We start from the raw sequence: 18,688 nt of genomic DNA, 5'->3' as shown, positions 1-18,688 counted from the left end.
TCTGTACCCATGACCGATAAGTTCCTGCACCCGGAGACTCTTGCAATTTCAGCAGGGCGTCCGCAAGCAGCGCCGGGCGCCGGGTTAAATACACACATCTCCCTGAACTCCACATACCGTGCAGGTGGTGAGATCAATTATGGCCGCTTCGGAAATGAAAACTGGCATGACTTAGAGAATGCAATTTCGGCACTGGAAGAAGCACAGTCAACGTTGGTCTTTGCCTCAGGGATGGCGGCAATCACTGCCGTCTTTTCGCTCTTGCCACACGGAGCACCTGTAGTTGCCTCACATGAAGGCTATAGCGGCACCATGTCACTGCTTAAGCGTTATCACACTGAAGGTCGACTAGAAGTTCGCTTTGTAGATATTACAGATACCAAAGAGGTGATTAGCCAATTACAGGGCGCCGCCTTCTTATGGGTGGAATCACCAACCAATCCTGGGTTAAATGTTGCTGAAGTGGCAGTGATCATTGGCGAAGCAAAGAAGCGTAATTTGGGTGTGGGATTTGATAATACTTTTGCAACACCGCTCAATCAAAAGCCGCTGACATTTGGCGCAGATATCGTCATGCATTCAGTTGCCAAATATTTAGCTGGACATAGCGATGTTATTTTAGGTTCACTTTCGGTGAAGGATCCTGCTCTTCATACCCGCCTCATTGAAGCCCGCACAACTCTGGGCGGAGTTGCCGGTCCTTTTGAAGTTTGGCTTGGTCTGCGCGGACTTCGTACATTCCCACTTCGATTTAACCGGGCCCAAGAAAGTGCTGCCATCTTGGCAAAGAAGTTAGCTGGCCACCCTGCAGTGAAAAATGTTCGCTATCCCGGATTCGGCGCAGTCATCTCCTTTGAGGTAGGTGCAACGGTCGAGCAGACCGAAGCCATCTGCGATGCATCAACTCTTATTGCCAATGCAACAAGTCTTGGGGGAGTTGAAACCACGTGGGAGCGCCGGCGCCGGTGGGAACGCGAGAGCCATAGCGTGCCGGAGAATCTCATCCGCCTTTCAGTGGGGTGCGAACATATCGATGACCTCTGGAACGATATCGACACCGCACTCACCCAGGGGTAAAGCGCGCACTTTGATTCAAAGTGGAGTATTTTTAGCCATATGAAAGCGCTCCGAAGAACCCTTGCAGCAATCACTGTTGCACTTCTTGCCTTCCGCGCTGTCGGATCATTCCTATCGTGGGTTGAAAAACAAGACGAGAATGAAACTGATGCTTGGATTGATGAAGACGAATTCGAAGAAGCGTAAATGTCTGACAGCCAGTATGTAGCTGGATCTTGCAATATTGGCACCGGAGAAATTCGCCGCCGCCAAGTAGTTGCCATTATTGGAAGCGCTCTCAGCGTGAGCGCGCTTATTGGATTTATCTCAACAAAGGCAGAGCCCTCGCTTCGACTCGGAATCTTTATTCCGCTGGCTGTGGCATCAATTGGCTGGGTGCAATCGAAACGAAAATTCTGTCTCGCATACGGCCTGATGGGCACGTTTAACTTCGGCAAGCTGGGTCAGCTCTCGCGCGTGCAGGATAAAGCAGCGCTAGCAGCCGATCGAAAGACTGCAGTGGTCATTCTCACCCAATCACTCTCGTTAGCTGCAGTCCTCACATTAGTTGTTTATCTGCTGCCACTCTCCAGCTAAATCTACTCTTACATTTTCACCCCTGTAGTGGGATGCTATTGAAATGAAAATCATCATTCATCCTCGCCATGCAGAACTCGCTAGTGACTTTTCATCGATAGCAGAAGAGAAATTACTCTCTATGAATCGCTTTAGTGTAACGATAGACCGCATTGAAGTGGAAGTACTGCATGAGGCAAACCCGCGACAGGGCAAACATTCTCATAAGGTGGTTATTACTTCACACGGTTCAGGTCCGCTACTGCGAGCAGAGGCTGCTTCATTTAATGACGTGGCGGCATTTGATGATGCAATTAAGAGTATTGAATTACAAATTAGAAAAATACATGAACGCGAGAAGAGCCATGATCGTCATACCTTGCGCACCATGAAGGTGGATGTGAAAGAGTAACTAGCGGAATTGTTTCTCTTTCTTTTCTTGCCTCTCTTTTTGTTTCGCTGAATTTTTCTGCACGCGCATTGGATCTATTGGCGGTATAGGCGGTTGGCCAAGTGCGATGATTGCACTCTCTCGAGCATAAATTGCGGCAGCGACTGCGCCTTTCTTTACCGTAATGACAGAAATCTTTTGCTCTGGCTTACTTGCAATTTGCATGGCAGATCGAGCATCTTGATTAGCTTTATTAATAGCCAGATAAAAACTCTGGTTTATTTCACGCATTTGCTGGTCGCGAAGTTGCATCGCTTGGTTAAAGGCATCCATATCTCGCTGGAATTGTTCGAGGACCCCTGAAGGCAGAGGAGGTGGTGTCCGTTGATCTGCTACAGCAGATTGAGAGAAAGAAGAGAACGAGCAGAGAGTGAAGATAACCGCTGCGGATATGCCTCTTCTCATGGCTTAATAGTATTAAAGAGGTGGTGTGAATCTTCTGTGAATCACCTAGCGGTTTCGTGTGCAAGGGCGTGAAGTGGTAGAAAAAGTGGGAATTGCGTGAAAGGCTGGGTACATGAGCCAACTCATCATGATTATTGACGACGAAGTCGGAGTCCGCGAGGTACTCGCCGATGCCTTCAAACTCGCTGGATTTGAAACTGTTGTGGCAGCTGATGCCATGGTTGCCCTTACTCTGCTTCGCACAACCAAACCAGATCTTCTTGTGGTTGATATCAATATGCCCATGATGGATGGCTTTGAATTTATTGAACGCATCAGAAGTACAGGCGATAACACTCCTGCACTGATGCTAAGTGCCCGCGGTGACCGAGCCGACATTACTCGTGGATTAACCCTGGGAGCCGATGACTATGTGACAAAACCATGGCGCGGTCTAGAAGAACTCGTGCTTCGAGTAAGAGCCATCTTGCGCAGAACTCAATTTACAGTCACTTCTGATTCGAGCTTAAGCAGCGGTCCTATCAAACTTGATAACGACTCTCATCAAGTCACATTCAACGGTGAGGTAGTGGAGTTATCTCCGACCGAATTTCGCCTGCTGCATGTTTTGCTCGAAAGCAAGGGACGGGTATTGACTAAGACTTATTTGCTAGATGAGGTCTGGGGAATCACCTTCGAATCTGAGAGCACCGTTGTAGATACCTATATCTCCTACCTGCGAAAGAAATTACATCGCGATGGATATGAAGGCATAAAGACGATTAGAGGGGTCGGCTTCCAACTTCTTACGGAGAAGAGTTGAAGATCTCAAACAGCACCAGGACCAGCATATTCACAGTTTTGCTGGTCACAGTAGTCACCTTGGGAATTGGTAGCTACTCCGCTTTTCATACCCGCAGCGCTGAATTATCTGAGGTAAATGCCTCACTCGATTTTGTTGCACAAGAGGCGATAGATAACCCAGAGCAATCTATTGGCGCGGCTCTCTTTGCGATTGAGCAGCTCACTCTTAATGCAACGCTGACGCTTTTAACCGAGGAGGGTCAAGAGACTTTAGTTCGTGAGTCCTCTTTGAGTTATCTAGGAGCCCCTGCGAAAGATCTCATTGAAAAGGCTACCGCCCGCCCGGTATCAATAAAATCTGGTGATCCCTATCAATTGCGAGCAGTGCGCCTTGATGAGAAAGATTTCCTACTCATTGCCCGATCCACTAACGCGATAGATGAACACTTTGAGGTCAATCTCCGTGCATTGGGAGTTGTTACTTTTTTTGTCGATCTCATCGCAGGAGTATTACTCTTTTTCTTCTTTAGGCGAGCTAATCGCCGAGATGAATATGCATCCCTTGCTCGTATGCAGGAATTTCTGGGCGATGCATCTCATGAATTGCGCACCCCACTCACCGTGGTCAAAGGTTATGTGGAGATGCTGAGTAAGAAACAGCTGGTAACGGCTGAAGATCAAGATCGTGCATTTACTCGCGTGGGAACTGAAATCAATCGGATGGAGAATCTGATTCAAGATTTACTGCTTCTTGCCGAACTAGGTGAGAGCGGAAGTCGAGATATTGAAAAAATGGATGTGAGTGAGTTATTAAGCGCTCATGGCACTGACTTCACGACTCTTAATCCTGGGCGCAAGGTAGTCTTAAAAATTGAGAATGACTTGGTGGTAGTGGCTTCCAGAGATTATCTCTCTCGATTTATCCAAAATGCTTTTACCAACATCATGCGCCACACCAGTGCAGATGCTGCGGTAACAATCACATGTAGTAAATCTGGGAAAAACGTCCTGATTATGATTGAAGATGCTGGGCAAGGCTTACCTGAGGGTGCTTACGCTGAGAATATTCGTTCACTCAATCGATTTGATAAGTCTCGCTCGCGCGAAAATGGTGGTTCCGGGTTGGGTATGAGCATCATGTCTGCCGTTATTGAAAAACTGAACGGCACTTTCTCGCTACGCAAGAGCGCCCTGGGCGGCTTGGCGGTAGTGGCGAGCCTTCCTTTAGCTAAAGACTAAACTTAGCCCTGTGAGCGATGCCAATCTCGAAGATGTATTTGTTGAGCTCACCGAGAAATTTAGTGATACCAACTCCTTAGTCAGAGTTGTCCTCTCGGGTCGGCGCAGAAACATGCAGACTGCGCACGAGCGCATCGATCTGCGACCTGTTTTGATAAAAGATTCCATTGCGATACAAGTTAGTCATAGCGATGGTCGCCAGATGACAACGAAGAATTATGAAGTAGGGCAAGCACCCTTTAGCGAATTAATGCGCTCTGGATATGCCAATATTCTGCTAGAACAGACTCACCAATCAATCAGTGTGCGAATTACGAAAAAGGGTGAAGCACTCATCCACCGCGAATCAACCGAGCGCGAACAAGAGCTGTCACACGACCGCAGTAAGTCGCGATTACTTGACCCATCTGATCCCTATCTGATTGCAATTGGTATATCTGATGCCCAAGGGAATCTCAAAGCGAGCAAGTCAGATAAATACAAGCAGGTAGAAGAATTCTTGCGCTTACTCACCCCAACGCTAACAAGTGCAATCAAGGCCGGACACATCGCACAACCCACAGCTGCCAAGCCCCTGACTATCGTCGATCTTGGATGTGGCCATGCTTATCTAACATTTGCAGCTCATCAATATCTACGTAGTCAAGGCATGCCGGTAAAAGTAATCGGTATTGATGTTCGCACCTCTGCTCGAGATCGCAACAATGAGATAGCCAAGCAATTAGGAATCTCTTCGAGTATCGAGTTTCGAGCCGAGGAGATAGCAGATACCACTCTTACCTCAGCTGATATCGCCATCGCACTTCATGCGTGCGACACAGCAACTGATGATGCAATTGCCTGGGCGATTAACTCTGATGCCAAGCTGGCTTTGATAGCACCTTGTTGTCACCATGATATTCAGGCACAGATGAACGAGATTCCGCAGCCATGGTCGATCATTACCCGCAACGGAATTATGAAAGAACGCCTGGGAGATTTGCTTACCGATGGCCTACGCATGCAGATCATGAAATTGCGTGGCTATCGGGTAGAGGCAATTGAATTTATTGGGGGAGAGCACACCCCCAGAAATCTCATGATTCGCGCAGTAAAGACCGGTGCAGGGGTGGACGCATCAGAAAAGCAGAGATATGACGAGATGCTGGCGCTCTGGAAAGTTAAACCTGCGCTAGCAACGCTGATCAAAGGTTAGACTTCGCACTATGTCCAAAGTCCTTGCATCACTTCCTATCGGTGAAAAAGTCGGAATCGCCTTCTCTGGCGGACTCGATACATCGGTCGCTGTGGCCTGGATGCGCGCAAAAGGTGCGGTGCCATGCACCTACACCGCAGATCTTGGCCAATATGACGAGACCGATATTGATTCGGTTCCAGTTCGCGCTAAGGAGTATGGCGCAGAGATTTCACGACTTGTTGATTGCAAGACTCCACTTGTTGAGGAAGGTCTTGCTGCTATTGCCTGCGGAGCTTTTCATATTCGTTCTGGCGGTAAGGCCTATTTCAACACAACACCACTTGGCCGCGCCGTAACCGGAACGCTGCTGGTTCGTGCGATGTTGCATGACAAGGTTGAAATCTGGGGAGATGGTTCTACCTATAAAGGTAATGACATCGAACGTTTCTATCGCTACGGCCTGCTTGCAAATCCCAATCTACGAATCTATAAGCCGTGGCTCGATGCTGATTTCGTCCGTGAACTCGGTGGTCGCAAAGAGATGTCACAGTGGTTAGTTGCCAACAAGTTGCCATATCGCGACAGCACTGAGAAGGCTTATTCAACTGATGCAAATATCTTGGGCGCGACCCATGAGGCGAAAGATTTAGAGAACCTCGATGCCTCCATTGAGATTGTTACTCCAATTATGGGCGTGAAGTTCTGGGATTCATCAATTTCTATTGCATCTGAAGATGTGAAGATTGAATTTGTGCAAGGTCGCCCGGTGGCAATTAATGGAAAACGTTTTAGTGATGTCGTGGCGCTGATGAATGAGGCAAATAAAATTGGTGGTCGCCATGGCCTTGGAATGAGTGATCAGATAGAAAATAGAATCATTGAAGCTAAGTCGCGTGGAATCTATGAGGCTCCAGGAATGGCGCTGCTCTTTATCGCTTACGAGCGACTCATCTCTGCAATTCATAATGAAGACACGATTGCGAACTACCATGCAGAAGGTCGCAGACTGGGTCGCTTACTCTATGAAGGACGCTGGCTTGATCCGCAGAGTTTGATGCTCCGTGAATCACTCACACGTTGGGTTGCATCGGCTATTACCGGCGAAGTCACACTTCGTCTGCGCCGTGGTGATGATTATTCAATCATCAACACAACTGGACCTGCCTTGAGTTATCACCCCGATAAGTTATCGATGGAGCGCACTGAAGATGCTGCCTTTGGACCAACAGATCGTATTGGGCAGTTAACTATGCGTAATCTAGATATTGCCGATACCCGGGCAAAGTTAGAGATGTATCGCGATCAAGGCCAACTCGGTGGCGGAGATTTCAACCTGATTAAGGAGTTAGAAAATTAATAAGACCACTCGCAAAGCAATAGCTGGCGTCATTGCCGCCACACTCGTAGGACTCACCGTCCTAGTTGGTCTCAACGTTACCGAAGGAGAGAAGATGTCAGGTGCAACAGTGCTGCCAGTAGTTTCTGCAGTAGCAGGGGAAGTTCCCACAATTTCAAAGCCAGAAGGTAGCGCGCCAACAGAGCTCACTACCAAGGACATCATCGTTGGAACCGGGGCAGAAGTTCTTCCGACATCTACTTTGACTGTTCACTACACACTCATGGCGTGGTCAACTGGAAAAATCATTGAGTCATCATGGAGCGGTCAGCCAGCAACATTTCCGTTAGCGGAGGTAGTTGAAGGTTGGCAGAAAGGTTTGCCTGGCGCCAAAGAGGGCGGACGTCGATTGCTGATACTTCCACCAGAAATGGGATATGGCGCAGCTGGTTCTGGACCTATTGGTCCCAATGAAACTCTTGTCTTTTCTGTCGACATTATTGGTGTTGCTTAAGGAATAGTTTTACTTCTTAAGCCAAACCGTTGTACCGGCCGGGATTTTGCCGTTGGTAAGTGGGTGGGAAGAGATGAGAATTTCCCCTTTAGGCATTGGATAACTTTCACCACGGAAGTTGGTGATGCAATGCCAGCCATTTGGCCGTGAGAAGTGCAAGACTGATGGATTACCAGTCTTATGCCACTTTATCTTTTCTTCAGTGATTAGTGATTTACGAAGTCCCAGTGCGATGCGATAAATGGAGAGCGCCGAGTTCGGATCATTTTCTTCTGCTGCTACTGAGTAATCTGCAAACCATGATGGTTGTGGCAAGTGTGCACCGCCTGTTCCAAAACCAAAAGAAGAACCTGATTTCTGCCACGGCAGCGGCACACGGCAGCCATCTCGCCCCTTATCCATTTTGTTATTGCGTAGGTATTGCGGATCTTGAATCTGACTTGCTGGAATATCAGTGACTTCGTGCAGGCCTAACTCTTCACCTTGATACATATAGGTACTACCAGGAAGAGCCAAAATAAATAGCGTTGCCGCAAGTGCATTCTGTGTGCCAGCGGCTGCATCTAGTGGATGAGAAGTTCCATCGGAGAGCATCCATGAACGACGGTCTACTGCTGAGTTAAGACCCATCTTCGTTGCATGGCGGATTTGATCGTGGTTTGAAAGTGTCCATGTGCAAGAAGATTTGTTCTTTAGGGCAAGCTCCAGCGCATCTTGCACGCTCTCCTTATATGCAGCTGCTTCAAAGGGGGTCTCAATGAAACGGAAATCAAAACATTGCCCCAGAGTCTTTGTGCTGGCATAGAGCGGAAGGCGCTCTGGGTGCACAAATGCTTCTGCCACAGCAACTCGTGGCGGGTCATACTGGTTAAATAGTTTGCGCCATTGTTTATAGATCTTAAAGAGTTCATCGCGGTCGGCCAAGATTCCCTTGCCCTTATTACCGCGCTCTTCCAGGGTTTCAAAGACTGGCAGGCTACGAAGTGGCTCAGAGAGATCTTTCTTCAGTGCATGTGCCACATCGATGCGAAACCCATCAACACCGCGATCAGCCCAGAACTTAAGTGTCTTAAGAAATTCCTTTTCCACTTCTGGGTTATCCCAATTAAAATCTGGTTGCTCTGGTGCAAACCAATGCATGTACCACTGGTTACCTTTGCCACCCATGACTGATTCATGGGTCCAGGCACTCGGTGCAAAGTGTGAAACCCAATCAGTGGGTGGCAGCTCGCCCTTTTCACCTTTTCCATCTCGGAAGATGTAACGATTGCGCGCTTTAGACCCAGGCTTTGCTTCGATTGCTTCTTTAAACCACACATGCAAATTTGATGAGTGGTTAGGAACGATATCGACAAATATTCGGATTCCTACTTTGTGTAGCTCTGCAAGTAACTCATCGAAATCTGCCAGCGTTCCAAGCCGTGGATCTACATCGCGATAATCAGCGACGTCATAGCCACCGTCTGCTAGCGCCGATGGATAGAACGGACTTAACCAGACTGCATCTAGGCTCAATGATTTCAAGTATGAAATACGCGAGGTAACTCCTTTGAGATCGCCGATGCCGTCGCCATTTGAATCGGCGAAGCTACGCGGGTAGATCTGGTAGATGGCCGCTTGGCGCCACCAATTCTTATCTTTTGAGAGTCCAACGCTTTTAGGCATGGGTCGTACTCTACGGAAGGAGTCCAAGGCAATTGTCGAAAAGCACACAAATGTGATGTAAATGGAATGTATTTGCGGTTTTGTGCAGTCGTCACCCTTTTGAGTAGGATTCTATGAAGTTACATTCTCCCGCTTCAAGGAACAGGTTCTTGACTATGACAACGGTTTTACTTACTGGTGCCAGCGGATATATTGGCAAGCACATCGCCCTACAACTACTCAATGATGGATACACAGTCCGTGCTTCGGTGCGCAAGCTCAGTAAAGGTGATGAGGTGCGTAACGCAGTTGCCCCACACCTTTCACCTGGAGTCGATCTTGCTAGCAAGCTTTCATTTGTTGAACTTGATCTAGAAAAAGATGCTGGGTGGAGCCAAGCGTTAGTGGGCATTGATGTGCTGATGCACACCGCCTCTCCCTTCCCGCTTGGGTCACCAAAGGATGAGAATGAACTTATTCGCCCGGCAGTTGATGGAACCTTGCGCGCACTTCGCGCCGCACAAGCTGGCGGCATTACCCGAGTGATTCTCACATCTTCGATGGCGGCAATTTATGCTCGTGATTTACCGGCAGGGACTAGCGCCTATGACGAGAGTATGTGGACTGATGTGAATCATCCGGCCGGCAAAGATGCCTACATACGCTCCAAGACTTTAGCTGAACAAGCTGCGTGGGATTTCATTAAGAACCAAGCACCTGAAATTGAGCTCACAGTGATTAACCCAGCACTGGTATTGGGCGCTCCGTTAGATAACAACTTTGGGTCTTCTATCTCCTTGGTGGAAAGATTGCTCCTAGGTAAGGACCCGATGGTTCCTGATCTGCGCATGCCGATAGTGGATGTCAAAGATGTTGCTCGCATGCACGTGCAATCCATCAAAGTTACCGCTACTGCGGGAGAGCGAATTTTATCTGTTTCTGAGACTAAATCATTTATGGAGATTGCAAAGCTTCTCAAATCAAAGTATCCACAAAGTAAGGTCAAGACCGCACTTGCACCCAATATTTTAATCAAGTTCCTCTCACTCTTTGACCCGGCAATTAAGTCAGTCGTAGCAATGCTGGGTAAGCCACTCATCATTAGCCATGCCAAGGCCGAGCGATTGCTGGGAATCAGCTTTATTCCGGCGCAGGTAAGCATTCTGGAATCAGCTGACTACCTTTATATGAATGGGCTCATAAAAGGGTAAATGGTTGGCACTCTTTCTCGTGGCCTTCTCTAGGCTATAGCCATGACCTTGCTACATATCCTGGACCTGCTCTCCACCTTTGTCTTCGCACTTGTTGGTGCTCGGGTGGCTGCAGATAAGGGCCTTGATTACGGCGGCATCGCATTCATAGCAGCGATTGCATCAGTATCAGGTGGCACCCTTCGAAATGTATTTCTTGGCCTGACTCCGATCTGGATCACAGATGGCTGGATTGTTGTCAGCATTATTGCTGCTGTAGTTCTTACTCTTGTCTTTAGACGTGTCACACATATTGGTAAGACGCTACTCATTATGGACACCTTTGGCCTTGCTGTGGCAACACTTTCTGGAACACAGCTCGCCTTTGAAGAAAACGTTGCCTGGTATGCAGCCATTCTTTTGGGAGTCATAACCGCTGTGACCGGCGGGCTATTACGAGACATTCTCTGTCAGCTAGAGCCGGTCTTGCTCCACCGCGAAACGATTGGCACATCAGCACTCATGGGAGCGATTACCTTTGTTGCCCTGCATCAACTCAGCGTTGCAGATAATCTGGCGGCAATTATTGGGGGAGTAGTAGTGATGCTTACCCGTGTCATCTCAATCCAATTCGATCTACACCTGCCTAAGTTCAGCAAGTAGCAGGAGAGATAAGTTCTCATCAAAACTCACCTTGGATGTTGACATTGGCTCATAACACAGTACTTTTGCCAGAATGTTCGTGGCAAATCTAGGAGCCAAATGAAAATCGCTGTTGTTGGTAGTTATGGCGTTGGAATGACGATGCGAATCCCGCAACTTCCGCAGGCTGGTGAAACTCTCATGGGTGGCGTATTTGATGCGGGACCAGGTGGCAAAGGATCTAACCAAGCAATAGGTGCGGCGCGACTTGGCGCCGAAGTAAGTTTCCTTACCGCTATTGGCCCTGATGATTTTGGGCAGGGTGCACGTGCACTATGGAAAGTAGAAGGTGTCGATGATTCATGTGTGGTCACCGGCAAGGGCCACACCATGGTGGGATTTATCTTGGTCGAATCCGATGGTGAGAACAGAATCTTGGTTGCAGCTGGGGCCTTGGATGAATTAACGCCAGCTCATGTGGAAAGTTTCCGTTCACATATCGCTCAAGCTGATGTGCTTGTAGTCTCTATGGAACTTGCTCTGCCCGCGGTCTTGGCTTCGTTAAAGATTGGGCGGGAAGAAGGTCGTTTAATAGTTCTTAATCCAGCTCCAGCAGTGAAATTACCGCCAGAGGCATGGTCGATGTTTGATGTCATCACACCCAACCGAACCGAGGCCCCGGTATTACTCGGGATCGCGGGCGATCATGGGCTCTCACCTAAAGAACTCATTGCCCAAATGCGCCTTAAGACCAGCGCCAAGATAGTGATGACTTTAGGCTCGGAAGGATCGCTCGTAGATGATGGCAGCGATGTGTATGCCGTTCCTGCCATTAAGGCTAAGAAAGTAGTTGATACAACTGGTGCTGGAGATAGTTTCACCTCTGCCTTAGCTGTTGCTATATCTGAAGGGCGTGATTTTCATGAGTGTGTGAAATTTGCAACCGCTTCAGGTTCACACTCTGTTGGCATTGCAGGAGTAATTGATTCACTACCTACGAGAGAAGAGATTGAAAAATGTCTAGCACAGTAGATGCCGCCACATTAACCCCAGCCCAACTAGCCCCCTATATTCAACATACCAAGATAGAAGTGGGCTCTACTCGGCAAGAGATGATTGCCCATGTGGAAGATGCCATGAAATATGGCTTTAGCGCGGCAATGGTGCCGGGATCATGGGTTGCACTGACCGCTTCAATACTGAAAGGAACAGGAATTGAAGTTGCCTCAGCTTTAGATTTTCCAACCGTAGGTGTGATGACTAGTGCGGGCAAGGCTGCCGAGGCAGCAGAACTTGTCAGATTAGGTGCCACCCAAATTGATATTGGTGTTCAAATTGGTTGGCTTAAATCTGGAATGTATGACGAGTTCCGGGAAGATATAGCGGGTGTGGTGCGCGCATCCGGTGTTCCGATCAAAGTGATGTTAGAACTTCCGCTGCTAACGGAAGCAGAGAAGGAGTTGGCAGTGCAGCTTTCGATGGAAGCCGGTGTGGCATATTTAAAGAATGCAAGCAGTGGCCAGATAGAGACTGCAAACCCTGAGAGCGTGCGATATTTAGTAGCGCGTGCCAAGGGTGGAGTTTTGGTTAAAGCCTCTGGTTCCATTAAGCATTTAGCCCAAGCTCGCGCGCTCATTGCAGCAGGTGCATCTTTACTTGGTACCAGTGCCGGGATTGAAATAATCTCTGATACGAGTAGCGCTGAGACAAAGAGTTACTGAAAGGTAGCCGATAAGGGAGTGATCCTCCTCGCCCGTCATTTCAGCCCACGAACTCTCTCCTGGCTAGGGAAACCCCAGCAACACTTGCCAAAAACCTATTGACATCCAGGCGGATTGGGAGTTTTATACCCATATTGCGCATGGAAAGGATTCCATGGATGCAATCATCGGAGAGGATGAGCAGGCATGGCGCAGAAGGCTAAATCTCGTCGAGTTAAATTTCCAGAAGAGGCGAGCGTTATTGTCGCCCTCCTTGTTCTAGTCGGCATTGTGGGAGCGCTGCGCCCAACATTTTTAAAGCCTGAAAACCTTCTTAATCTTGCTGCGAGCTATTCCATCTCAGCGTTACTTGCCGGGTGCATTGTCTATCTACTTTCAATGGGAGAAATTGATCTCTCATTCGGTTGGATCCTTAATCTTTCTGCTGTGGTTGCAGGTCTTTCCATGATTGCCGGAGTTCCGGTCTGGATTGCAATCATTTTAGGAATTGGCGCTGGTGGTTTTATGGGAGCAATCAACGGTGTGCTCACAGTTGTGATGAGACTTCCCTTAATCATTGTCACCTTAGGCACGGCTTCAATATTTCAGGGTCTTTCTCTGATCTCAAATAAGTCAGGTTCTGTTGTTCCAACTGATAAGAAACTTACTGAGAATATCTTCTTTAGAGTTCTCGGTGGCGATATTGAAACACCAGTACCTTTTATTTTGATTTTCGTGGTATTTGCATTTCTGGTACTTCATCTGACTTTGCATAAGACTCGTTTTGGATATCGAATTCTTGCTATTGGTAGCAATCCAGAGGCGGCGCGTCTAGCTGGTATACCAACCAAGAAAATCAAGATTCTCACCTGCACACTTATGGGTGTTGTCTCTGGCATCGGTGGAATCCTCTTCCTTGGTTTTAGAGGAGCAGTTGATCCAAGTACGGGAGCTAACTTGCTACTGCCAGTTGTGGCAGCGGCAATCATTGGCGGAACTCCACTTTCAGGTGGAGCCGGAACAGTTTGGGGCTCATTAGTCGGTGCACTCATTGTGGGAGTTATCGGAGTAGGCATTGTCTTCTTGGGTATCGATGCCGTGTGGAGCACCCTGGTAACCGGGCTCGTCATTATCTTTGCAATCGGTGTGGATCAAATTGTTCGAGTTCGGAAAAATCGAGCGAGTTAAAATAAGTTTCAACCTTGCTCATCGGGAGCATTGCTTGAATAGAAAAGAAGGAGAGGGAAAAGATGACAATCAAGAGCCGTAGTGCACGTTTTAGTGCAATAGCAGTTGTTACTGCGTTGGTTTTTTCTGCTAGCGCAGTAGCCACTCCTGCGCAGGCTGCGCAGAAGAGACTGACAATCGGTTTCGTAGTACACGTGATTGGTAATCCATTCATTCAACAAATTATCGATGCAGCCCAAATGGCTGCTAGAGATCTCAATGTAAAGCTCGTAGTAACTGGCCCAGCTGGTGCTGAAGGCGATGCTCAACTCACTGCGGTGCAAAACCTAGCCGCATCTGGTGTTGACGGGATTGCAACTTCTGTTCCTGCTGCTTCCATGGTTAAGGGACTGAACACAATCATTAAGGCCGGAACACCTATCGTTATGTTTAACGGACTTGGCGAAGGAGTTAACGGACCATATGTTGGTGAAAAGTCAGTTGAATCTGGACGCCTTCTTGGAAAGATGGTCCTAGATAAGATCGGTGGAACAACCGCTAAGGGTGGTGTCATCGTTGGAAACTGCTACCCAGGATTCCCAGTGTTGGAAAACCGCCAAAAAGGTGTGCTAGAAAGTCTTGCTAAGGCTTCTGGGGTCAAGATCATTGGACCATCAGATGTCAAGGTTGACTCAGCAGCTAACTTCGCTGCATGGCAAGGACTTCTTGCTGCGAATCCAGACGCACTTGCAATGGTCGGTCTCTGCGCTCCCGATGTTGAAAGCATCGGTAAAGTAAATGCAGCTGCTCCATCATCAAAGGCAATTGGTGGCGGCTATGACCTCACAACCGGAAACCTCGAAGCACTTGCAAATGGAACTGCCCACATCAGCTTGGGACAGACTCCATTCGTTCAGGGATACCTTCCTGTCAAGGTGTTGGCAGATAGCCTCCGAAACAAGATCAAGATTAACAAGCCAGGCTTCTTAGACTCAGGAACAGAAATTGTTACTGCAACTAAGGTCATAGAGCCATTCGGTTCAGCACCACTTACCTTCAAAGCGCTGCAGAAAATGTCAGCTTCAAAGGCTTTGACTCGTAAGTACTACGACCCAATAGTTAAGGGTTACATCAAGGATTGGCAGAAGAACCTCAAGCCAATCTCAGATGAATCTGCTTAATTAATAAGTAACCGGGACAAACTACGAACGGAGGTCACACATTGAATACTCAAAGCGTTCATAACGTGATCTCCGTTCGTGGCCTGGCTAAGCGCTACGGTGGGGTTAAAGCCCTCAACGGATTAGATCTAGATTTAGAAGCGAATAAAGTCCACGCCATTGTTGGTGAAAATGGGGCTGGCAAATCAACGTTCATGAAGATTCTCTCGGGTGGAGTCACCCCCGATGAGGGCAGTATCGAGTTCATGGGGGAGAAGTTCTCCTCCTTTACCGTGCAATCAGCATCAAAGCTTGGTGTCGGAATCATGTATCAAGAGCTGCGCTTGTTTCAGCATCGTGATGTATTAACCAATCTTTTTCCAGATCGCGAAATGCGCATCGGCCCATTTATTGCTAGAAAGAAGATGGCTGAGATCGCGCTACCGGTCCTTAAGTCCATTGGACTCGATGTGGATCTCAATCAGATTGTCGGAGAAGTGCCCCTTTCAGACCAGCAACTGATTGAACTTGCCCGTGTTCTCATTGAAAAACCTAAACTTCTCATTTTGGATGAACCCACCTCTGCCCTCAATGCCCGTGAAAGTAAGCGCTTACTTGACCTAGTGAAAGCTTTGCCGGCGCAGGGAACGACCGTGCTTTATGTTTCACATAGATTAGATGAAGTGTTTGCAGTTGCAGATCACATCACTGTGATGCGCAATGGCTCGCTTGTTTTTTCAAAACCCACCACGGAGCTCGACATTCCTACCGTCATTGGTGGAATTGTGGGAGAAAAAGCCGCGTCCTCCATGGCCAAGAAAACGGGCAGTGCCGATTTATATGCAAGTGCGGAAAAAGTCTTGGAAGTGAAGAACCTCAGTAATGGTAAGCAGGTTTTAGACATTTCGCTAAACGTTGCAGCAGGTGAAATTGTTGGCGTTGCTGGGCTCATTGGTTCTGGCGCCGATGAACTACTAGAAACGCTCTTTGGAGCGCGGCCAAAGGTGGCAGGCACGGTCACTGTGCAAGGCGTTGAAAAGACCCATTTAAGTCCTCAGAATTCAGTGCGCGATGGTGTTGCTTTGATTCCAGCGGATCGTAAACGGGTAGGGCTGATGCTGGAGCGAACAGTTTCAGATAATTTATCTCACGTTGCCATCGGTGGAGATAAAAAAGGAACGCTATTGATCTCTAAAAAAGCGATGGCTGCAACTGCCATGAGGCTAGTTGATAAGTTTGTGATTAAAACTGAGGGCGTTCAAGTAAATGTAGGAAATCTATCTGGCGGTAACCAACAGAAGGTAGTTATCGGCAAATGGCTGGAAATAAGCCCAGGACTTGTCCTGCTCGATGACCCAACCCGAGGTGTAGATATTGGAGCCAAAGTCGAGCTTTTCCGCCTTGTTCGCGAAGTTGCTGCTGAAGGTAAGGGCATCTTATTTAGGTCAACGGAAATCTCTGAGTTAACTACCTTGTGCGATCGCATAGTTGTAGTCAAAGATGGTGTCAGTACACGTGAGGTCTCCGGTGTTGATGATGGCGAGCTCATCAAATTAATTAACGAATAGTCCACCCATAAGACCGATTGAGAAGAGAAAGAGGAAAAAATGGTAAGAAGAGCGTTCACGATGCGTTTAAAGCCAGGCAGCTTGGCGACATACAAGATGCACCACGATGCGATTTGGGCAGAGCTGATTGCCGAACTAGAAAAGTCCGGTATTGCAGATATGACTATTTTTGAAAATGATCCTGTTCTCGTGATGTATTCAGTGATCACTGATGTTGAGGCGTGGGATCGGTTATGGCACTCAGAGGTACACGACCGCTGGGCGGTATTGATGAGCCCACTGATGGAGTTCAACTCAGATGGAATTGTTAACTCAACAGAGCTTCGCGAAGTCTTCCATCTCGAAACGAACGCAGGTAAGTAGCAAAGATGTCGGCTGCAAAACTTGCTCTTGTAACAGGTGCTAGTCGTGGAATCGGGCGCCAGATTGCGTTAGGTCTGGCTGACCAAGGCCACCAAGTTATTGCAGTCTCACGTTCGGCACTTGATACAAGTGCATTGTCGGCTTCTCAGAAGTCGATGATCACAAGTATCACCGGTGATGTCAGCGATAACTCCTTTGTTGAAAAGCTTGAGAAGCAGGTTTCAAAAGAGCATGGCGCTGTGCAGATCCTTGTAAATGCAGCAGGAGTATTTGGACCCATTGATCTCATCCAAAATACCGATCCAGGCGAATGGGTACGCACCATCATTATCGATGCCATCGCGCCCTATTACACCGCTCGTTCATTCCTACCTGGAATGCTTAAGAGCAAGTGGGGCAGAATTATCAATTTAACTTCTGCTGCCTCCTTGCATCCACCAGGCCCACTTAATAGCGCCTACGGAACTTCTAAAGCGGCGCTGAACCAACTCACCAGACATCTTGCGGCCGAAGTTGCTGGCTCAGGGGTGACTGCAAATGTGATTCATCCAGGTGATGTTCGAAGTGATATGTGGGGCGATATTAAGGCCAAGGCAGAGGCACTTGGTGAGGTAGGTAAAGATTACAAAGCCTGGGTTGATTGGGTAGATCAGACTGGCGGGGATGATCCCAAGAAGGCGATGGATCTTGTGCTTAAGTTAGTAAGTAGTGAAAGTGATTCGGTCAATGGCAGATTCTGCTGGATTGATCAACCACTGCAAGCGCCAATTCCAAGCTGGGAAGATCCGGTAGACGCCAGACCTTGGGGTTAGCATGACAGAAGCAAGAACTGCCCTAGTAACAGGTGCTTCACGTGGAATTGGGTTTGGGATAGCACTTCGTTTAGCAGAAGAAGGTTTTAAAACTGCCGTTGTTGGACGGGATAAAACAAGAATTCAAGCAGCAGCTAAAGAGATTACCGAAATCTCTGGCACCCAAGCCCTGGCAGTAGTTGGCGATGTTTCATCTTGGAGTGATTGTGTTGCAGCTGTTGAAAAAGTAGTGAGAGAGTTTGGTTCTATCGATGTGCTCGTTCCCAATGCTGGCATGGGAATTATTGGCTCCGTTGTTGAGTCAAATCCTGCTGACTGGGCGATGATGATGCAGACTAACTATTTAGGAACAGCGCACATTGTCAAAGCTGTGCTTCCTGCAATGCTCAAGCAAGGCGCCGGAGATGTCATCGCAGTTGTTTCTGCTGGTGGCACTAAGGGATATCCGGAATGGTCGGGATATTGCGCAACTAAGTGGGCGGTAATGGGATTCATGGATAGTTTTGCGCAAGAAGTAATTTCACAAGGAATTCGTGTCTCCACACTCTGCCCCGGTGGCGTAGATACCGCTTTTTGGGATGATCTCAATAAAGATATCAATCGCGCCGGAACCGAAGGACGCGGTAAATTAATGAGTCCAGCAGATGTTGCCGAAATGGTGATGCTTCAAGTGAATCTGCCTCGTAATGTGATGCTCAAGAATGCGTTGTTTTTTCCTACAACTGAATGGCATTGAGAACCTTAAATGCATTGTTGCCGTATTTCGCCAAGGCCGGTTAGCAACTAGACCCATTTCCTGGGTACTTCTATAAGTGGGTTGTGAGGGACTCGAACCCCCGACCCAGGCATTAAGAGTGCCTTGCTCTACCAACTGAGCTAACAACCCATTTAAGTGCGTAAACACT

The 18,688-nt window shown here is 48.1% G+C and carries 21 protein-coding genes and 1 tRNA gene; 19 read left to right on the top strand and 3 right to left on the bottom strand.

Annotated features, from left to right (window positions below; all coding sequences use genetic code 11):
- Nucleotides 1-9 precede the first annotated feature (9 nt).
- The 4 genes from A1sIA79_RS04830 to hpf are packed head-to-tail and all read left to right on the top strand — an operon-like array spanning nt 10 to nt 2,044.
- Entirely contained in the window at nt 10-1,077 is a 1,068-nt protein-coding gene (locus tag A1sIA79_RS04830) for a trans-sulfuration enzyme family protein (RefSeq protein ID WP_095675081.1), read from the top strand.
- A 39-nt stretch (nt 1,078-1,116) separates the two neighbouring features.
- A complete protein-coding gene (locus A1sIA79_RS06945) occupies nt 1,117-1,263 on the top strand; it encodes a hypothetical protein (RefSeq protein ID WP_190277042.1) in 147 nt (48 codons plus the stop codon).
- A complete protein-coding gene (locus A1sIA79_RS04825) occupies nt 1,264-1,653 on the top strand; it encodes a hypothetical protein (protein ID WP_095675080.1) in 390 nt (129 codons plus the stop codon).
- A 43-nt stretch (nt 1,654-1,696) separates the two neighbouring features.
- The gene (hpf, locus tag A1sIA79_RS04820) at nt 1,697-2,044 is read left to right on the top strand and encodes a ribosome hibernation-promoting factor, HPF/YfiA family (RefSeq protein WP_095675079.1); all 348 of its coding nucleotides are present in this window, start codon (nt 1,697-1,699) and stop codon (nt 2,042-2,044) included.
- Here hpf and A1sIA79_RS04815 read toward each other — a convergent pair whose 3' ends face one another.
- On the bottom strand, nt 2,045-2,356 hold the full coding sequence (locus A1sIA79_RS04815) for a hypothetical protein (protein WP_095675078.1): 312 nt from the start codon (nt 2,354-2,356) through the stop codon (nt 2,045-2,047). It lies immediately after the preceding gene.
- Nucleotides 2,357-2,600: 244 nt separating this feature from the next.
- Between A1sIA79_RS04815 and A1sIA79_RS04810 the strand changes: the two genes are divergently transcribed.
- From A1sIA79_RS04810 to A1sIA79_RS04790, 5 genes are all read left to right on the top strand, one after another.
- Nucleotides 2,601-3,290: a response regulator transcription factor gene (locus tag A1sIA79_RS04810; protein WP_095675077.1), complete on the top strand. Its 690-nt coding sequence runs from the start codon at nt 2,601-2,603 to the stop codon at nt 3,288-3,290.
- Between the two features lie 38 nt (nt 3,291-3,328).
- Nucleotides 3,329-4,510, top strand: coding sequence for a sensor histidine kinase (locus A1sIA79_RS04805; RefSeq protein ID WP_223298329.1), 1,182 nt, complete (start codon nt 3,329-3,331; stop codon nt 4,508-4,510).
- 10 nt (nt 4,511-4,520) lie between these two features.
- On the top strand, nt 4,521-5,705 hold the full coding sequence (locus tag A1sIA79_RS04800; RefSeq protein WP_223298328.1) for a class I SAM-dependent methyltransferase: 1,185 nt from the start codon (nt 4,521-4,523) through the stop codon (nt 5,703-5,705).
- A gap of 10 nt (nt 5,706-5,715) precedes the next feature.
- Nucleotides 5,716-7,044, top strand: coding sequence for an argininosuccinate synthase (argG, locus tag A1sIA79_RS04795; protein ID WP_095675075.1), 1,329 nt, complete (start codon nt 5,716-5,718; stop codon nt 7,042-7,044).
- 94 nt (nt 7,045-7,138) lie between these two features.
- Entirely contained in the window at nt 7,139-7,537 is a 399-nt protein-coding gene (locus A1sIA79_RS04790; RefSeq protein ID WP_095675074.1) for an FKBP-type peptidyl-prolyl cis-trans isomerase, read from the top strand.
- 9 nt (nt 7,538-7,546) lie between these two features.
- Here the strand turns inward: A1sIA79_RS04790 and A1sIA79_RS04785 are convergent, their stop codons facing one another.
- On the bottom strand, nt 7,547-9,202 hold the full coding sequence (locus A1sIA79_RS04785; RefSeq protein WP_095675073.1) for a glycoside hydrolase family 13 protein: 1,656 nt from the start codon (nt 9,200-9,202) through the stop codon (nt 7,547-7,549).
- 155 nt (nt 9,203-9,357) lie between these two features.
- Here A1sIA79_RS04785 and A1sIA79_RS04780 point away from each other — a divergent pair, with 155 nt between their 5' ends.
- The 10 genes from A1sIA79_RS04780 to A1sIA79_RS04735 all read left to right on the top strand — a co-directional run bounded on the left by A1sIA79_RS04780 (nt 9,358) and on the right by A1sIA79_RS04735 (nt 18,519).
- The gene (locus tag A1sIA79_RS04780) at nt 9,358-10,392 is read left to right on the top strand and encodes an SDR family oxidoreductase (protein WP_223298327.1); all 1,035 of its coding nucleotides are present in this window, start codon (nt 9,358-9,360) and stop codon (nt 10,390-10,392) included.
- A 42-nt stretch (nt 10,393-10,434) separates the two neighbouring features.
- Nucleotides 10,435-11,034, top strand: a complete 600-nt coding sequence (locus A1sIA79_RS04775; protein ID WP_095675071.1) for a trimeric intracellular cation channel family protein — start codon at nt 10,435-10,437, stop codon at nt 11,032-11,034.
- 99 nt (nt 11,035-11,133) lie between these two features.
- The gene (locus tag A1sIA79_RS04770) at nt 11,134-12,045 is read left to right on the top strand and encodes a ribokinase (RefSeq protein WP_095675070.1); all 912 of its coding nucleotides are present in this window, start codon (nt 11,134-11,136) and stop codon (nt 12,043-12,045) included.
- Nucleotides 12,030-12,734, top strand: coding sequence for a deoxyribose-phosphate aldolase (gene deoC / locus A1sIA79_RS04765; RefSeq protein WP_095675069.1), 705 nt, complete (start codon nt 12,030-12,032; stop codon nt 12,732-12,734). The genes A1sIA79_RS04770 and deoC overlap by 16 nt, the downstream gene beginning before the upstream one ends.
- Nucleotides 12,735-12,920: 186 nt before the next feature.
- A complete protein-coding gene (locus A1sIA79_RS04760) occupies nt 12,921-13,901 on the top strand; it encodes an ABC transporter permease (protein WP_095675068.1) in 981 nt (326 codons plus the stop codon).
- A gap of 62 nt (nt 13,902-13,963) precedes the next feature.
- Nucleotides 13,964-15,061 (top strand): sugar ABC transporter substrate-binding protein, encoded by a 1,098-nt coding sequence (locus A1sIA79_RS04755; RefSeq protein WP_095675067.1) that lies wholly within the window; start codon nt 13,964-13,966, stop codon nt 15,059-15,061.
- Nucleotides 15,062-15,102: 41 nt separating this feature from the next.
- A complete protein-coding gene (locus A1sIA79_RS04750) occupies nt 15,103-16,608 on the top strand; it encodes a sugar ABC transporter ATP-binding protein (RefSeq protein WP_095675066.1) in 1,506 nt (501 codons plus the stop codon).
- Between the two features lie 39 nt (nt 16,609-16,647).
- Nucleotides 16,648-16,971 carry an L-rhamnose mutarotase gene (locus A1sIA79_RS04745; protein WP_095675065.1) on the top strand — a complete coding sequence of 108 codons (324 nt, stop codon included), beginning with the start codon at nt 16,648-16,650 and terminating at the stop codon, nt 16,969-16,971.
- Nucleotides 16,972-16,976: 5 nt separating this feature from the next.
- Nucleotides 16,977-17,783 carry an SDR family NAD(P)-dependent oxidoreductase gene (locus tag A1sIA79_RS04740; RefSeq protein ID WP_095675064.1) on the top strand — a complete coding sequence of 269 codons (807 nt, stop codon included), beginning with the start codon at nt 16,977-16,979 and terminating at the stop codon, nt 17,781-17,783.
- Between the two features lies 1 nt (nt 17,784).
- Nucleotides 17,785-18,519: an SDR family oxidoreductase gene (locus tag A1sIA79_RS04735; RefSeq protein ID WP_095675063.1), complete on the top strand. Its 735-nt coding sequence runs from the start codon at nt 17,785-17,787 to the stop codon at nt 18,517-18,519.
- A 77-nt stretch (nt 18,520-18,596) separates the two neighbouring features.
- On the opposite strand, the gene A1sIA79_RS04730 is transcribed toward A1sIA79_RS04735, so the two are convergent.
- Nucleotides 18,597-18,669, bottom strand: a tRNA-Lys gene (locus A1sIA79_RS04730).
- Between the last annotated feature and the right edge of the window lie 19 nt (nt 18,670-18,688).

The organism is Candidatus Planktophila versatilis, from assembly GCF_002288105.1.
Classification (GTDB): domain Bacteria; phylum Actinomycetota; class Actinomycetes; order Nanopelagicales; family Nanopelagicaceae; genus Planktophila; species Planktophila versatilis.
This window is presented reverse-complemented; position numbering and strand designations above follow the sequence as displayed.

Coding starts and splice junctions, on each gene's coding strand:
- A1sIA79_RS04825 (WP_095675080.1), top strand. CDS start 1,264: ATGTCTGACAGCCAGTATGTAGCTGGATCTTGCAATATTGGCACCGGA.
- A1sIA79_RS06945 (WP_190277042.1), top strand. CDS start 1,117: ATGAAAGCGCTCCGAAGAACCCTTGCAGCAATCACTGTTGCACTTCTT.
- A1sIA79_RS04785 (WP_095675073.1), bottom strand. CDS start 9,202: ATGCCTAAAAGCGTTGGACTCTCAAAAGATAAGAATTGGTGGCGCCAA.
- A1sIA79_RS04735 (WP_095675063.1), top strand. CDS start 17,785: ATGACAGAAGCAAGAACTGCCCTAGTAACAGGTGCTTCACGTGGAATT.
- A1sIA79_RS04740 (WP_095675064.1), top strand. CDS start 16,977: ATGTCGGCTGCAAAACTTGCTCTTGTAACAGGTGCTAGTCGTGGAATC.
- A1sIA79_RS04775 (WP_095675071.1), top strand. CDS start 10,435: ATGACCTTGCTACATATCCTGGACCTGCTCTCCACCTTTGTCTTCGCA.
- A1sIA79_RS04745 (WP_095675065.1), top strand. CDS start 16,648: ATGGTAAGAAGAGCGTTCACGATGCGTTTAAAGCCAGGCAGCTTGGCG.
- A1sIA79_RS04770 (WP_095675070.1), top strand. CDS start 11,134: ATGAAAATCGCTGTTGTTGGTAGTTATGGCGTTGGAATGACGATGCGA.
- A1sIA79_RS04810 (WP_095675077.1), top strand. CDS start 2,601: ATGAGCCAACTCATCATGATTATTGACGACGAAGTCGGAGTCCGCGAG.
- A1sIA79_RS04760 (WP_095675068.1), top strand. CDS start 12,921: ATGGCGCAGAAGGCTAAATCTCGTCGAGTTAAATTTCCAGAAGAGGCG.
- hpf (WP_095675079.1), top strand. CDS start 1,697: ATGAAAATCATCATTCATCCTCGCCATGCAGAACTCGCTAGTGACTTT.
- A1sIA79_RS04815 (WP_095675078.1), bottom strand. CDS start 2,356: ATGGATGCCTTTAACCAAGCGATGCAACTTCGCGACCAGCAAATGCGT.
- argG (WP_095675075.1), top strand. CDS start 5,716: ATGTCCAAAGTCCTTGCATCACTTCCTATCGGTGAAAAAGTCGGAATC.
- deoC (WP_095675069.1), top strand. CDS start 12,030: ATGTCTAGCACAGTAGATGCCGCCACATTAACCCCAGCCCAACTAGCC.
- A1sIA79_RS04830 (WP_095675081.1), top strand. CDS start 10: ATGACCGATAAGTTCCTGCACCCGGAGACTCTTGCAATTTCAGCAGGG.
- A1sIA79_RS04790 (WP_095675074.1), top strand. CDS start 7,139: ATGTCAGGTGCAACAGTGCTGCCAGTAGTTTCTGCAGTAGCAGGGGAA.
- A1sIA79_RS04780 (WP_223298327.1), top strand. CDS start 9,358: ATGACAACGGTTTTACTTACTGGTGCCAGCGGATATATTGGCAAGCAC.
- A1sIA79_RS04755 (WP_095675067.1), top strand. CDS start 13,964: ATGACAATCAAGAGCCGTAGTGCACGTTTTAGTGCAATAGCAGTTGTT.